General features: G+C 48.0%; 14 protein-coding genes. 6 read left to right on the top strand and 8 right to left on the bottom strand.

Going from position 1 to position 16066, the window contains the following annotated elements:
• The first annotated feature begins 139 nt into the window (after positions 1-139).
• Positions 140-973 carry a DUF4942 domain-containing protein gene (locus JK211_RS09540; protein WP_212708446.1) on the top strand — a complete coding sequence of 278 codons (834 nt, stop codon included), beginning with the start codon at positions 140-142 and terminating at the stop codon, positions 971-973.
• 500 nt (positions 974-1473) lie between these two features.
• Here the strand turns inward: JK211_RS09540 and JK211_RS09535 are convergent, their stop codons facing one another.
• From JK211_RS09535 to JK211_RS09510, 6 genes are all read right to left on the bottom strand, one after another.
• Complete coding sequence (locus tag JK211_RS09535; protein WP_212708438.1) at positions 1474-2703, bottom strand: cytochrome c; 1230 nt, start codon at positions 2701-2703, stop codon at positions 1474-1476.
• A gap of 9 nt (positions 2704-2712) precedes the next feature.
• A complete protein-coding gene (locus JK211_RS09530) occupies positions 2713-4302 on the bottom strand; it encodes a GMC family oxidoreductase (RefSeq protein WP_212708437.1) in 1590 nt (529 codons plus the stop codon).
• Between the two features lie 30 nt (positions 4303-4332).
• Complete coding sequence (locus tag JK211_RS09525; RefSeq protein WP_212708436.1) at positions 4333-4854, bottom strand: sugar dehydrogenase complex small subunit; 522 nt, start codon at positions 4852-4854, stop codon at positions 4333-4335.
• Positions 4855-5590: 736 nt separating this feature from the next.
• Positions 5591-6091 carry a DUF1440 domain-containing protein gene (locus JK211_RS09520; protein ID WP_212708435.1) on the bottom strand — a complete coding sequence of 167 codons (501 nt, stop codon included), beginning with the start codon at positions 6089-6091 and terminating at the stop codon, positions 5591-5593.
• A gap of 288 nt (positions 6092-6379) precedes the next feature.
• A complete protein-coding gene (locus JK211_RS17075; RefSeq protein WP_371734608.1) occupies positions 6380-6481 on the bottom strand; it encodes a small membrane protein in 102 nt (33 codons plus the stop codon).
• Positions 6482-6867: 386 nt separating this feature from the next.
• Positions 6868-7698 (bottom strand): SDR family oxidoreductase, encoded by an 831-nt coding sequence (locus tag JK211_RS09510; protein WP_212708433.1) that lies wholly within the window; start codon positions 7696-7698, stop codon positions 6868-6870.
• A 463-nt stretch (positions 7699-8161) separates the two neighbouring features.
• Between JK211_RS09510 and JK211_RS09505 the strand changes: the two genes are divergently transcribed.
• Both JK211_RS09505 and JK211_RS09500 read left to right on the top strand, forming a co-directional pair.
• On the top strand, positions 8162-9208 hold the full coding sequence (locus JK211_RS09505; protein ID WP_371734607.1) for an NAD(P)-dependent alcohol dehydrogenase: 1047 nt from the start codon (positions 8162-8164) through the stop codon (positions 9206-9208).
• A gap of 215 nt (positions 9209-9423) precedes the next feature.
• Positions 9424-10287, top strand: a complete 864-nt coding sequence (locus JK211_RS09500; RefSeq protein WP_249212907.1) for a sugar phosphate isomerase/epimerase — start codon at positions 9424-9426, stop codon at positions 10285-10287.
• Positions 10288-10651: 364 nt separating this feature from the next.
• Here the strand turns inward: JK211_RS09500 and JK211_RS09495 are convergent, their stop codons facing one another.
• Complete coding sequence (locus tag JK211_RS09495) at positions 10652-10951, bottom strand: hypothetical protein (RefSeq protein WP_212708431.1); 300 nt, start codon at positions 10949-10951, stop codon at positions 10652-10654.
• Positions 10952-11215: 264 nt separating this feature from the next.
• On the opposite strand from JK211_RS09495, the gene JK211_RS09490 reads away from it, so the two are divergent.
• Together JK211_RS09490 and JK211_RS09485 are read left to right on the top strand one after the other, a co-directional pair.
• On the top strand, positions 11216-13324 hold the full coding sequence (locus JK211_RS09490) for a TonB-dependent siderophore receptor (protein ID WP_212708430.1): 2109 nt from the start codon (positions 11216-11218) through the stop codon (positions 13322-13324).
• A complete protein-coding gene (locus tag JK211_RS09485) occupies positions 13321-14355 on the top strand; it encodes an ABC transporter substrate-binding protein (RefSeq protein WP_371734606.1) in 1035 nt (344 codons plus the stop codon). The genes JK211_RS09490 and JK211_RS09485 overlap by 4 nt, the downstream gene beginning before the upstream one ends.
• Positions 14356-14399: 44 nt before the next feature.
• Here JK211_RS09485 and JK211_RS09480 read toward each other — a convergent pair whose 3' ends face one another.
• A complete protein-coding gene (locus tag JK211_RS09480) occupies positions 14400-15461 on the bottom strand; it encodes an NAD(P)-dependent alcohol dehydrogenase (protein WP_212708429.1) in 1062 nt (353 codons plus the stop codon).
• 133 nt (positions 15462-15594) lie between these two features.
• Here JK211_RS09480 and JK211_RS09475 point away from each other — a divergent pair, with 133 nt between their 5' ends.
• Positions 15595-15993, top strand: coding sequence for a helix-turn-helix domain-containing protein (locus JK211_RS09475; protein ID WP_212708428.1), 399 nt, complete (start codon positions 15595-15597; stop codon positions 15991-15993).
• Positions 15994-16066: the final 73 nt, after the last annotated feature.

Genomic DNA, 16066 nt, shown 5'->3' with positions numbered 1-16066 from the left:
TATGGATACCGGGATAATGAATACTTCTTCCTGAAGATAAAAGCAGCGTTCCCCGGTAAAACGCGATGAACCTTTTTATTCATCGCACAATGCGCCTGCCACTCCCGACAGGCGTGTTTGCTTTTATGGACGATTAATGATGCATACAGAACCCGCAGTATTAACAGGTCATAACGAACTTATCCTTTCGACCAGCATCGAACGAGTGGTGACTGGTCGCGATTCCGCACTTAAACAGATTGAACAACTCATGCATCAGCTTGATGCCATTTCACTACTGACCTCAGAGATTGGTGGAGGTACGGCGCCAGACTGGGCGATGAAATCCGGGCACCGCTACGATAGCTGGCTGACCGAAAAGACGGATAAAGCAATGCCTGCTATCACCCGCAATATCGACCGCAGTATCTGGCGCGATTTGATGCTGAAGTCCGGCATGATGGCCTTGATGGATGCACAGGCTCGCGACCAGTGGCACAAGAACCTGGAGGAGGGTGACTTTCCTGCGATCAGCGAAGCGACTATTCTCAGTACTTTTGAGCTGCTACATCTGAACAAAACGGATGTCTTTGAGCGTGGGATCATCAACGTGTTCAAAGGTCTGTCATGGGATTACAAAACCAATAGTCCCTGCTGCTTCGGTAAGAAGATCATCATTAACAATCTGGTGACGCATAACCGCTGGGGCTTTAGCCTTAACTGGGGTTGGCGACGGGATCAACTGGCGGATTTGGAACGAATGCTGTTTCTGCTGGATGGTAAACCGATCCCTTACAACCGTGGCGATATCTCAACCCGGTTGATGGAGCATATTCGTGATAATCCGGCTAAGGACGTTTACGAAGATGAGTTTTTCAGCATTCGTTACTATCAGAAGGGAACCGCTCATTTGGTTTTTAAGCGACCGGAGTTAATAGAGAAAATGAATGATATAATCGCAAGGCATTATCCTGGCATGCTTGCCCAGCGATAATGGGTTGCATTTTTTAACAAACTTATATGTTGGTATAAATGTTGGTACAATATTTATCGAAAACAATTTTATCAATATAAAACATGTTGATAGTAATTACGTTCGAATCCTATAGGGCACCATTTTTTGTTGCCTTTATCTCCGTTCTGGTCTGTTTTTTCTTTTATTTCAGCATATAACATTTGCCTGTGGTTCGCCCTGATCCGCGGTTATCTCTTGTTTACTGTTTTTCTCTGCGTCTGGCACCGGTTTCCCCTCTGATTTTTCCTGATTACGCCCGTTATACAGGGTCGCTTCCGATATGGCTTCCATCTGCGCAACGGCTGCCACAGTCATATTGTAAGGCAGTAACAGTTTCGCCAGTGTTGCACTTTACGCTCCGGGAAAATACGTTTTGGATATCACTCCATGCCACCCAATGTATTTTCAGAGGCGTTAACAACTATTCTGAAATAAAGGCTGAGGGCAACTGCATATTATAAATATGCAGTTGCTGAGGGTTATTGTCTGCGTTTTTTTACAGAGAAGATGATCAGTGAAAATACGGCCACTACCGCCAGTCCTCCGAGGCCGATAAAATAGTTTATATAGCTAACGATGAAAGGGGTATCACCGCCATTGCGCCAGCCGGTGACTTGTTGTGCAGTGATTTTGTCATCAATTGCGGAGAACTGATAACGGACAAAGCGGGTAACAGAGGCTATTTGTGAATCTGTGAGTTGTTTACCAAAAGCCGGCATAGAGACATCACCGTCGCTGCTTTTACGGTTAAGTCCTTCGACGATGGTCATCACCAGGTTTTGTGCTGTCGGCGAAGATACTGCAGAATTACTGGTCAACGAAGGGTAAAAATGATCGGCAGTCCCCTGGCCATTTATGCCATGACAGCTGGCACACGCGGCGTTATAAAGTTCTGACCCATCTGTTGTTGTGCTGTCTGCGAGGGATGCCTGGTCCCCCTGTCCGCTTATAACCTTATTTATATCCGTGAGCGGGGGACGTATTGCGGAATGATATGCAGGTGCAGTAGTAATGACAGGGACTTGCTTAATCCAGGTGGCAATGGCGTTCAGATCACTGTCACTAAGGTATCGGAAACTATTCTCAACAGTTTCGGCCATCGGCCCTGCAGCACTGGCCTTACCTGCGATATGTCCGGTTTTGAGATAAACCACTATTTCCTGCTGACTCCAGCTACCGATACCGCTGTCCTTATCGGGGGTAATATTTGGTGCATACCACCCGCCGAGAGGGCTGCCGGACAAGTTTTTACTTTTATCTTCAGCCATCATCAGATTACGTGGCGTGTGGCATGTACTGCAATGCCCGAGTACTTCCACAAGGTATTTCCCGCGGTTAACCTGAGGCGGCGAATTAGTGATTTCCCGGAACGGTTGGTTACTGCTGAATAAAAGGTTCCATCCCCACATTAACTGACGGATATTAAAAGGGAAACTGAGGCTGGTTTTTTCTTCCGGAGCACTATCAACAGGATTCACACCATACATAAAATAACTATAGAGCGCATGCAGGTCGGTATCGGTCATTGCATGGTATGCGGTATATGGCATTGCCGGATAAAGATGACTGCCGTCAGCCGCGACCGCGATATATTTACCTTTTGTGATTAATTGCTCAGTCGTATTATTTGCAGAACAGACGGATAAAGGTATCAGTAAACTGAAAGACAGAACGCCTGCCGTTAAAATAGTCTTTTTTATGTTTATCATATTTTGTACTCAGATTTCACGGTCAATAATTTCGGCTGCGCGGATACTGAGAGCAACACCAGTCAGGGTGGGGTTAATCACGCCTGAAGCCGGAATAACCCCGGTTGTTGCCAGGAAAAGATTACTGTGATCCCAGGTTCTGCATTCATGATTTACTACTGAGTTTTCAGGATGGTCGCCCATAATAACTGAGCCCATCAGGTGGTCACGGTTTTGCCATCCGGTATTATCTTCCACCACTTCACCCCCCATCAGGCTGACAAACTTTTGATAATCCTTAACCACGACCTCACGGCCGGCCTTTACATAGTTATCAACTTCATAGTGAACGGTAAGCATAGGGATCCCAAGGGCATCCTTACGCGTTTTACTGGGTCTGACTGTGTTAGTCGCGTGTGGCAGGATCTCGAATACTGTTGAAATATCTACCCAGCGGGCCGCCTGGTGTCTGATTTGCTCATCCAGTTTATGACCGACAACCCCCTGAGAGATTAAACGCTGAGCGACAGCCATATTCGGAACATTATTCGAGATAGCATGCTTGATTGCAGAGTGTGTTTTACAGAATTCACCGTCACGATAATTAAAAATACCGCCTTGCTGAACGGCTCCGCGGCCAGGCCATACAGGTTCATCAGCCAGGAACTGCAGTCCCATCCCCGTGTGATCCATCAGATTACGACCGACCTGATCAGAACTATTAGCGACGTCAGAAATAAGCAACAGCTTTGGTGTTTCAAGACCATGTGCCGCGACGATAAAATATTTGGCGGTGAGTCTTTTATCCTGACCGGTTGAACTGCGCACATGGACAGCCACTATTTTACCTTCCTGGCCTTTTTCTAGTTTCCAGGCGGTAGCATCTGTATGAAGTTGCGCGCCAGCCTGTTCAGCATGCAGTGCGTGCAGCTCCCCGCTATACATCGAGCCGATTGGACAGACAGGCATACAATTATTATTGCCGCTGCAGGCAGGACGGCCGTCATAGGGTCTGGTAGCGCGACCGTTTGGCTCATGAATAAAGTGGTAGCCGGCAGGACTCAGGCGGGCTTTCAGACGCTGGAACAGGTAGGTTTCAGCTTCGGGTTCCATCGGGTAAGGTTTAGATCGCGGAGGAAAGGGGTTACCGCCCTGGCCACTCTGGTCATCGGAGTCACTGCCACAGACTCCCAGCGCTTGCTCTGCTTTCTGATAATAAGGTTCAAGTTCACTGTATTCGATGGGCCAGTCCCGGCCTACACCATAAAGAGAGTTAAGTTTCATATCATTGGGCAAATATCGCCAGCATGCTGAGGCCCAGTGCCAGGTGGTTCCGCCTACGAGTTTGAGCATACCCGGACGGAAATCAAATGACCCTGTATTTTCGATATATTGTTCATTATAAGAGTGATGCGCCCAGGGCATATCAGGGTAGGGTGAGTTATAATTTCCTTTTTTTGATGAATTTCTGAAGTTTTCTACGATTTTCCAGCGCGGGATCCGTTCTCCGGCTTCGAGAATAATCACAGAATGACCTTTCTGCGCGAGGATATAAGCAGCATTACTGCCCAGGGCACCGGAACCGATAACAATAACATCGGCATCATATTGGGTATTCATTTTTATCTCACATTAAAATCAATATATTTATTAGTCAGTTAAAATCGTGACTGGCGGTCTGACCCAGTAGTTGGTCTGTCCTCTTGAATAAGTCGGAATAACCGTTGCGTCTGAGGTCGGGGCATACATCATTGCATCGGTATATGTCACAAACCGGGTATTATCTGTGGCTCTTAATGGCAGCGGAGTGCCGGTAAAACCCAGGTACCATGCAGAGATGATTTTTTTTACCGTATCCCCGGTTTCCGTCACCGACATAATCCGGTGACCATTTAATTGATCAGCCCGGGTAATGTTCGCGGCATTCATCGCCTGTATCAGGCGGGTAAGTTTTACGGGGAAATCAGAGTCTTCTTTTGCCAGACAGGTTAAGGCCCGCTGGCTCAGTAACTGACTCAGCTGAGTTCGTCCGGTTAACAGCAGGGAAAGTTTATAAAAAACAGTGTTATCACTGTTTTGTGACGGGAGCAGTGCCCGGGAAAGGGCCGGGGTAAAGGCGGCGAAACCGGTGAGGTACAATCCGGTTTTAAGCAGATTTCTACGGGAAAGCATATATATATTAGCCCTTGCAATGTTACGGGATGTTGTTATTAATCACGCGTTACTTTGTAATGAAATAACCATTTTTTTGTTGGCTAATTGATGCCTTTTATTATCCTGGTTATTTTTAACGGATGCCGCCAACAGGTATTTTCCAGGTTACTAAAATAATACTTAATAATCATTATTCCGGTTGTGGCGGACGATTTTCTGGGGCAGTGATTTGAAACAGTGTCAGGTAATATTATTTTATTAATTAAAGGTTGAACCGGGGGAGGGGAAGGGTGAGCAGCGGTCTGGCAGTGATCACCACCTCAGGTTTTATTTGATTTATTTAATCTGTTAATAATTATCAGGGTGTAATTTATTTTATTTTTCAATAATTTATCATTAACAATTAAATTTAATTTTTTGATTATAAGAAATAACACCGGTGCTGTATTCGCGGATAACAGCTATGCTGTGGCAGCAGTGATTAATTTATTCGACAGTGACTCTATTGCCGGAAGAGTCATCCGGTAATTATTGTTTTTATCCGGTATTGTTCGGGTCTCTTATGCTTCACATAAAATAATCAATGTTTTTAATGAATAGCAGAACGTCCTGAAAAACCGCCAGCTTCTGTTGTCTGCGGATAACGTGGCGGGATAAACAAAGCACAGAATAAACCCGCAATGGTGGTTCCGTGATTGTCATCAAATTATCCCGCCGCCTGTTTGTCAGAAGCCCGGCCAGTCGGTGGCGGGGATTATAATTTACCGCGCAGATCTTTGCGGACGGCTTCGATAGTCCAGATCCAAAATGCAGTGCCGACAAATTCAGAAATCAGCGCCTGACTTCCGGCTATCCACAACCAGCCAGATAAGCCGAGCAGCGGTACTATCAGACCATGGGCGAATACAGACACGCCCACACCAAAAGCGACCCCGTGAAACAGCCGGGCTTTCGGGAGATATTCGACCAGTACCGAGTAGACAATGGCGATAACCACAGAAAATAAAATATGCACGCCATTGCCGCCCCAGTTAATGCTGTATCCCATCCATTGATAGGTCAGGGTATCAATATGGACACCCAGTTTTTCCAGTAATACCAGCGGCGGTGGGAGGGTAGCTGCCGTTCTTGGCGGGATCATTGTTTCAAAACCAGACTTAACCAGTGCGGAAATAACCCCCGCAACGATACCAATCAGCACAGATGAAAAAACACGGCGTTCCTGTCGGGGTCTTACGTAAAATAAATTTAACATTAAGGTCACCTTATATTAGCAATATATTAGTTAACGTTTTGATATATATGCTTATGTAATAAAAGTAACAGAAGCCACTTAAGCAATTACTTAAGTTTAGTACTATAAAATAAAACTGCACGATTACCTCTGCAGTTAATCTTTCCTCGGATAATGGCAGGACGCCGGATACAGCGACGATGACCCGGCAAGCAGGCGGAAGGGGGGAATCAGAAGCCACGGAACAGGGGCAGAGACCCGGCTGGTGAATCTTTTGCTAGCAGCCGCATTGCTGCGGCTGTGAAAGTACTATCGCCGAAAGGTCCGGCGCTGTCTGCCCCGTTCTCTCCATGCGGAGAAACCAAAGTAAACGGCAACGCCGGCCAGAATAATGGCCAGCAGAAGAAGCAAGTCATTTCCCAAAATTAATACCTGAAGTCATTATGTTTAGTGTGGAAATAGTTTAATGATAAGTGATAATTTTTTTTAAACATATCGAGGGAAAAATGAGTAAGAACAATAATTTACATCAGTTATTTCACTGTTGTTTAACCTGTGTTGAAGCTGCCTGCCACTTGTGATGATAAATCCGTCGGTTTTGATCGGCTCTTGGGCAGACTCGCAGGTTCATCTTCAATAATGCCAATTGATGACAGAATTTACTCCGGATAGTCCTGTTACGGGGCAGGCGCCGGGGTAAACGGCCCGAAAAAAGGCTCATTTCGGGCTGGCAACCGGCCGGCATAATCGCAGAGTACCGTCACGGGAGCAACGGAGGACTGCAGGTGAAGGGAAGATTAGCCGGTCTTCAGGTCACCATAACGTACTGAGGCAGTTACACCACCGTCAATCAGGATATCGCTGCCGCTGATATAACTCCCATTAGGGCCAAACATAAATTCTGCCAGAGCAGCAATTTCATCAGGAGTACCTCCGCGACCGGCGGGTGACTTCTCTAACATATTTCGGTAGTACTCGCCCCGTTCGGCGCTATTCAGTTCGTCATAAGCCAGTGGAGTAAAAATAATTCCTGCACTGATGCAGTTTATCCGTGCGCCGCGTTTACCCCACTTTGCTGCTTCAGCCATTACACGTAAAGCATTCCCCCGTTTTGCGATCTGATAGGCGTACAGGCTGTCATCAATTGCTTTTATCCACGGCAGTTCTGTCAGTTCTTCCGGCGACAGGGTTGCCAGCTGATCGGCAGTCTGTTGTGACAGTGCATCACAATCCAAACGATGACTGGATTGTGAACCCAGAACGACACATGATCCGCCTGTGGCAATCACTTTTCCAAATTCTTCAAACACCACGGCACTGCCGTATAAATCAACATGTAGCAGATCCTGAGCTTTTGCCTGTGAAGGAGAAAGTCCGGCGGTCAGAATTACCCCTTTAATTTCGCCGGCAGCGACCGATGCAGCGACTAACTGTTGTATAGACTCTCTGGAACGCACATCAGTATGTATTGCACTGGCATCAAAACCCGCTTTTTTCAGCTGCGCTGAGACTGACTGTGCATTTTCCCGATTGATATCTGCGAGCAGGATTTTTTTTCCGCTACTGACTCGTCTTGCGATAGCCTGTGCAATTGAACCACTGCCAATTACCACAATAACTTCAGCCATAAGTTACCTCTTTCGTTTTTACTCATATGGAGAGTGAATCGCTGTATTTTGCCGATGATACTGCGCGCTACCGTAAACAATGTTTGATAGCCGGTCTTTCATTCCCTGGTTTTATAATCCTCCGCGATCTGTAAAAGGGACAGGGGCAGTATTTTTTACAGGTATATTTAAAAAATTAATTTTCGCCTTTTTGGTTATATGGCTAATTATATTTTTCGGAATTCAGGGTGCGAAATTTTACGTGTAAAGCTGCGGTGTTAGATACCAGTCTATCGCTCACTGCATCAGATTTTCTTGGCGATGAATAAATACAATATCAGCCATCAGTGTCAGGGGTAAACAATAAATACATAATATATTTATGAGTAAAACTAATAAGGCTAATCTATTTGCAGGTATACCCAACAGAAACAGGGGTTGCTAATTTAAAAATTAATAACCTGATGATGACGGAGATATTATGATTAAGTCTGTGAAAGCCGTTGGTGCTAAAGCTGAAAAAAGTCCGCTTAGAGAGTTTTCAATCAGGCGTCGTGGTTTACTCGCTGATGATGTAGAAATTGAAATCATGTATTGTGGTATCTGTCATTCTGATCTTCATCAGATTGATAATGATTTTGGTGCATCAGTTTTTCCGATGGTTCCCGGACATGAAATTGTAGGCCGGGTGATTTCGGTTGGTGCCAGCGTAACTCACTTTAAACCCGGAGATTATGCTGCTGTGGGTTGTATCGTGGATTCCTGCGGTAGTTGCCCTGCTTGTGAACGTGATCTGCAGCAGTTTTGTGAACACGGTACTGTTTTGTCCTTTAATACACCCGATAAATATCTGGGAGGGATGACATATGGTGGTTTTGCTCAGACTTATGTCTGTAAAGAAAGCTATACCCTGAAAATGCCCCATTTTGAGGATATGGCTGCAGCAGCACCACTGTTATGTGCTGGTATTACAGTATATTCGCCACTTAAGCACTGGCAGGCAGGTCCTGGAAAAGTCGTGGGTATACTGGGGATTGGCAGGCTGGGGCATGTGGCGATTCGTATCGCTAAAGCATTAGCTGCAGAAGTCGTTGTTTTAACAACCTCAGAGCAAAAGGTTGCTGATGCGAAACGGCTTGGTGCTGATGATGCCGTGCTTACGACTGATACTGAGCAGATGAAGCGATATGCGGGTAAAATTGATTTAATTATTGATACTGTTTCAGCAAGTCATGATGTTAACCAATATCTTAAACTACTCGCGATTGATGGTAGTGTGGTACTGGTAGGTTTACCCGCTGAACCTATAGAGATAGCAGCCTTTAATGTTGTCAAAGGACGCCGCAGCTTTGCAGGATCTAATATTGGCGGTATCCATGAAACACAGGAGATGCTGGATTTTTGTGCGAAGCATAATATCACTGCTGATATTGAACTGGTGAATGTGGCCCGGATTAATGACGCTTTTTCACGTCTTAAAAAAGGGGATGTGAAATATCGTTTTGTTGTGGATATGTCTACACTGAAATAAACGGAATATTCTGTCAGAGTGCCTGTCAGTCATTCTGTGTAACGGCTACCATATTAAAGGTGCTCATTCAGGTGAGCACCTGACCCGGCAATAAAATGACTTTTCGCCCACCGTCCGTTCCGGAGCGGTATATTCCCTTCCAGTGCCAGTTAATAAGCCTGCTATAGTTATGGATGAAGTACTGTCGGTGGTTTGTATTTTATCGGCAATATTGTATGAGTAAAACGATATCCTGCGGAGGAGATACGGTGTTTTCTGAAAATACATTGTTTATTAACACTATTTTACTTGGCGGGTCGACCGGACAGAAATTGCAGGCGGCGGCAGATGCTGGTTTTATGCAAGTCGAATTATGGCAACAGGATATCCGGAGAGCGGAGGGGGATGCCGATCAGGTAAAACAGAAACTGACAGAACTTAACCTGTCACTGACCGACTATCAGGTACTGCTGGATTTTGACGGGGCCGCGGAGTCGCAGCGTGATAATAAGCGCAGGGAGGCACTGGACATTCTGGATACTGCGGTACGTCTTGGTGCTGGTACTGTACTGGTGCCAGCGAATACCGATGCTGCATGTCAGCAGCAGCAGATCCTGCCGGATTTATGCTGGCTGGTGGCACAGGCAGAGCAACGGGGTCTGCGTATTGCGTATGAAGCAATGAGCTGGAGTACTTTTATTAATACGCTTCCCCGGGCAATGGCTATTTTACGGGAAATTGATTCACCAGCCCTGGGGCTGGTGATTGATGCATTCCATATTTTCGCGTTACAAAGAACATCTGCTGATCTGCAGGGTATCCCGATGGATAAAATATTTCTGGTCCAGCTATCCGATGCCGAAAATATACCGGAACGGCAACATCTGACCAGTATTGCCCGTCATGAACGATTGTTACCGGGTGAGGGTGTGTTCCCCCTGAAAACGCTGATCGACTATCTTTCCGCACAGGATTATCAGGGACCGATAGGATTAGAAGTCTTTAATGATCATCTGAAATCTCAGGATCCGCAGCAGGTTGCCAGAGCGGCTTTTCGTTCGTTAATCGCTGTTCTCGACAGTAACCATCCGGCCACATAAGCCGGACAGTTTTTTTATAGTTTTCTGTGCTGAGTTCAGCATCTCCGGCCGGAGTCTGGTTATAGCCAGCACAGGCTTGTTTTACCTGATTCCTGAGTGTGATTGTCAGCATTATATCTCTGTCCGTCAGCCCCCCGGTAATCCTGTACATCGTGTCGCCCTGGTCAGCAGAATTAAAAAAGTCGTTTTCTCTGAAGGCCGCCACTATGTCAGGGTAATCTGCGATGGCTGTTGTCTTATTCTGAGCGGGCAGGCGGGAAGTCTTGTGACTGACCCGCCCTGTGCCGGGCGGGTGATTGCTGAAGCAGTATCCTGATGTTGTAGCCGTGGCTGAATTGCGGTAACTATCCGCGGGAGCGACAGATTAATGCTCAGGGCCTTGTATCAGCGGTTTGGCAGGCAGTGGTAATATTTCAATACGCACCTGATACTTACCGGCGTCAGCCTGCGGCAGCTGCGCGACGAGATTTTTCAGCGTGTCGACCGGCGCTGATGTAGTTTCGGTGACTGCATATACGGGCATGGGCAGAGGTGGTCGCTCGCTGTGCATGCCCGGCGCAGGGAAGGGCCCATGGTCATCAGGCGGGGATGCCGTGGCTGCCGCAGACAATGCTGATACCAGTAACAGGGGGACAGAAAGGTAAATCGTCAGTTTTTTCATCATATTTCTCCTGAATGTAAGATCCGTTACAGCATCCGTGACACGGGTCTTTAGCTTCAATCCTTTTTGCGTATCCCTTACCTGTTTTTCGATATCCCGACAATTGTGACTGCCGTCTGATAAACATTCTGAAACGTTTTTTTTTATTTATTCGTTATATAAAAAACTACATAACGTTATATTTTTCTTCTTCCCCCGCGGACCGGCAGCCTCCGGCCAGCCCGGAATCAATTAAAAAAAATAACAATTTTTCAATGGATAATGTCGATGGTTCAGGAATGTAAAGGGCGCAACAGCTTGTTATATTTATCTCTGCTGGCGAGTTTTTCATCTGTGGCAGTACCGGTGTCTCCGCAAACGCTGGTGGTACAGGCAAAATCAGCGAATACCGATGCCACTCAGCAGCAGGCAACTCTTGGTAACCCGGGAAACACCAGTATTAAAGATACCCCATGGTCGGTGCAGGCCTTGTCAGCGTCGATGATGAATGCGCAGCAGTTAAAAAGTGTATCTCAGTTATATCGTTATATGCCTTCGGTGCAGGGAGAGGGTGCCAGACCCCAGACCCGTGGTATGCAGGGCAGTGTGGTACAGAACAGCATGATTGACGGGTTAAATGTCGTCTCGACGACCGATTACTCAGCAGAACAGTTTGATCATATTGAAGTCCTTAACGGTCTGGCCGGGTCTTTATACGGTCCCGCAAACCCGGCAGGATTATTTAACTTTGTTTCAAAACGCGGAACCGACACGCCTTATCACTCATTAACCGCAGGCAGTGGCAGCGGCCTGACGCACAAACTGGCCGGAGATTTTAGTGGCCCGCTGAGCAGCTCTGACAGAGTTCGCTACCGGGCTAATCTTCTTGATGATGAAGGTAATGGTTATGTGAAAGGCAGCAAAATTCGTCGCCAGCTGTTCAGCCTGGCTCTGGATGCAAATCTGACGGATCATACTCTGCTGGAAAGTAATTTCAGTGACTACCATTATTACGATAAAGGATTAGCAGGTAAATTTGCGCTGGCAAAAGGTGTGTCATTTCCTTCGCCCCTGAATCCGCGTACGGCGCATCTTGGTCAGTCATATGCCGGGGATAACAACCATACCCTGACCGCTGGCATGCATCTGAAACATGATTTTGACGGTAACTGGCTGGGAGAAATTGGTGTGCTGCGTCAGATAGCCGATCGTGAGTCTACAGCGGTCACTAATACTCTGACAGATAATGCCGGGCATTATACCACCACCACGTCCAGTAATACGGCCAGCCGTTTTACAATTAACAGTTATCTGGCAAACCTGAGCGGCGAAATTGATACCGGCGTGCTGAGACATAAGGTTTCTGCCGGTATCCGTGGGTTCTCGTGGAAAAATTATAATCCGGTTAACGGCAGCACTCAGACACTGGGAAGCGCTTCCCTGTCTGATCCTCAGTCCTTCACCGAACCTGACTACCCGGATTTTACCAAACGCTATCACTCTGCCAGTACCACTCAGACAGCGTTATTACTTAGTGATACGCTGATTTTTTCGCCACAGTGGAGCACTGTTCTGGCAGGCAGTGAAAGCCAGCTGGCAACCTCTAATTATAATAAAAGTGGTCTCCGGACCAGTGACTCTTCTGACCATGGTTTCAGTGGTTCAGCCAGTGTGCTGTATAAACCCGTTGATCTCCTGACACTGTATCTGACTTATGCGGACAGTCTGCAACAGGGTGATACGGCCCCGGCCGGGGCATCCAATGCCGGAAATATTCTGGCGCCTTATCGAAGCAAGCAGGCCGAGGCTGGCAGTAAACTGGCTGTCGGAAGAATGTTACTTACGGCGGCGGTATTTCAGATTAAGCGGCCCTTTGCATATACCAATAGCAGCGGTGTTTATGCACTGGACGGCGAGCAGCGCAACCGTGGCCTTGAACTGATGGCGACAGGCGATGCGACGGACAATCTGCATATTTACGGTGGTATGAGCTGGCTGGATCCTCGCCTGAGAAATACTGCCAGTACCGCCACTGATAATAAGCAGGTTGTCGGACTGTCACGTTACACGGCCAGCTTATTCGCGTCTTATGATTTGCCGGCCCTGGCGGGCACAGAAGTACATGCGGGCCTGCGTTATATGGGAAGACGAAGTACCGATAATACCAATGCTACATGGACCGGCAGTTATACCACTGCTGATGCAGGTGTTTCGTGGAAAACCCGGTTATTTGCTCAGTCAACAACTTTCCGGCTGGATGTGACTAACCTGACCAACCGCCATTACTGGACGAATATTGTGCCCGGCGGGCTGAATGGTTATACGGGCGCGGGGTATGCCAGTGCACAGCCTGGTGAACCGCGGATGGCCGAAGTATCAATGCAGGTGGTATTTTGATAACGCTCAGAGCGCCGGGAAAACGCCTGGCTTTGGCAACCCTGTTGCTTAGTCTGTTGGCTGTCAGCCCTTACGGAGCCACACAGACGGTGACTGATGATACGGGCCGGCAGGTGACTGTTGCTGATCATGCGACACGTATTGCAGATGGCTGGTTTGCTCATCATTCATTACTGATGACCTTAGGTGCCGGAGGTCGTATTGTGGCAACCGTTAATCATCCACAGGATCGTCCGTGGATGTTTAAAATCCAGCCTTCACTGTTTCAGGCATTACAGACGCCGGGTCATGAGTTTTCCAGTGAGGCATTAGTATTACGCCATGCAGATGTGGTTTTTGTACCAAAGAATGATCCGGCGGCGGCGGGTTACCGTCAGGCGGGGATTCCGGTTTTAATGATGAATTTTGACGATTTTCCTTCCATGGAGCGTTCATTACTGACGACAGCACAGGTGGTGGGCACCAGACAAGCCCGTCAGCGTGCCGAAGCGTATAACCGGTATCTGGAGCAGCAAATTGCTGTTATCCGCAGTAAAACGGACCGGCTGACGCTGCAGCAACGTCCGACCGTATTACATATTCAGTCATTGCATCCGCTGAAGGTTGATGGCCGGAATACTCTGATTGATACCTGGATTACCCTGGCGGGAGGCCGGAATGTCGCCGGGAATATTGAGGGTAATATGAAACAGATTACGCCCGAACAGGTACTGGCATGGCAACCGGATTATATTATCCTTGATGCCGCCGCGGGTACCCTGCAACAGTCACCGTATCAGTCCCTGTTCAGCCAGCTACGGGCGGTTAAACAGCAGCATGTTGTCCGTAATCCGTCAGGTGTCTTTCCCTGGGATCGCTATGGTACCGAAACCGCGTTGCAGATCCAGTGGGCAGCGCAACTGCTGCATCCGGATTTGTTCCCCGGTATCAATATGGTAAGGCAAACGCGTGACTTTTATCAGCGCTTCTTTGACTATCCGCTGACTGCTGCTCAGGCTGAACGTATTCTGAATGCGCAGCCTCCGGAGTAAAGGGCGGTCCGCTCAGCCAGAATAATGGCTGAGCGGATCGCTTATCAGGCAGAGAAATCCCAGTGAGTGCGCTGCATATCAATCACAAAGCGATATTTGATTTGCCCCGCCAGCATGCGGCTGAAAGCTTCTTCTATCCCTTCGCCGCCAATCACTTCCACATCGGCAATAATGTTATGTTTTCCGCAAAAATCAAGCATTTGCTGGGTTTCGGCAATACTGCCAATCGATGTTCCGCTGACACTCAGCCGGCGGAAAACCATCGGCGTTACCTCCGGGCCCGGGTGAGGATTATCCGGAATGCCAACCAGTACCAGCCGGCCATTGGTCTTCAGGGTGCTCAGGTACGGGTCCAGTGAATGAGGAGCCGCGACACAATCCAGAATCAAATCCAACTGCTGTGCACAATCTGCCATCTGCTGCGCATCGCCTGAGATGACCACACGGCGGGCCCCCAGCCGCAGAGCATCTTCACCTTTCGCCGGAGATGTGGTGAATAATGTCACTTCTGCCCCCAGGGCACTGGCGAGTTTTACCGCCATATGGCCCAGTCCCCCCAGCCCGATAATCCCGACTTTCTGGCCGGGTTGCAGGTTGTAATGCATCAGTGGTGACCAGACCGTAACACCGGCACAGAGCAAGGGGGCTACCCCATGTAGTGGCAGATTATCCGGTACTGACACCACAAAATTCTGGTCAACGATAATTTGTTGTGCATAGCCACCCAGAGTGGTTTTCCCCGTATAACGATCGGTACCGTTATATGTCGGGGTAAATCCTTGTTCACAATACTGCTCTTCATGCTGCTGGCAGAACTGACAGTCACCACAGGAATCCACCATCACCCCGACACCGACAATATCGCCGGGCTGATAACGGCTGACGGCAGCCCCGGTTTCCCGGACACGACCGACAATTTCGTGGCCCGGCACCAGCGGATAGTGACTAACCCCCCATTCGTTACGCGCCATATGCAGATCCGAATGACAGACCCCGCAATAAAGAATATCGATACTGACATCGCCAGCCTGCAACGGACGAAGGGAGAACTGGCCGCTGGTCAGCGGAGTATCAGGGTGACGGGCAATAAGACCTTTAACTTGCATATAATACCTTTTTTTCGGGGCAGCAACCGGGAGCCCTTTGGCAGAGGAAATAAGCTGCACACTATAGATAAAGGGTTCTTTTAATGGTAGTAGTTACCATTTGGTGACCAGGCGCAGTGACGGAGTGAAGCGTATGCCTCAATGGGCAGGTGATAAAGTATTTTTCTATGCAGACTCAGGCCCGAGGCGGCTGATGGATCTGTTTTCTGTAAAATGGAGCAGTATGGTGTTACATGCCCTGTGGCACTGGCCACAGCCAGCGGCGAGGACCGGAGAGCTACAGCGCAGTCTGCAGGGGATTTCTAAAAAAATGTTATTTCAGACGCTGAAAGAGCTTGAAGTTCGCGGGTTGATTCACCGCCAGGTTTTTGAGGTGATACCTCCTAAAGTCGAGTATTCATTAACGCCGCTGGGCAGAACTCTGGCTGAGCCTATAGAACAGCTTTATCTGTGGGGTCTTGAGAATCAGCAGGCGCTGGATGAAATGTCGGAAAACCTGCAACGTCACCATGACAATACTGCCGGCCAATAGCCGGTGAAGTTAAAAGACTGCCTGACGGATGCAGGCAGCGAAATATAACAAGTGTTTCAGGCAGTAATACTGC

Source organism: Tatumella sp. JGM130, assembly GCF_018257525.1.
Classification (GTDB): Bacteria; Pseudomonadota; Gammaproteobacteria; order Enterobacterales; family Enterobacteriaceae; genus Tatumella; species Tatumella punctata.
This window is presented reverse-complemented; position numbering and strand designations above follow the sequence as displayed.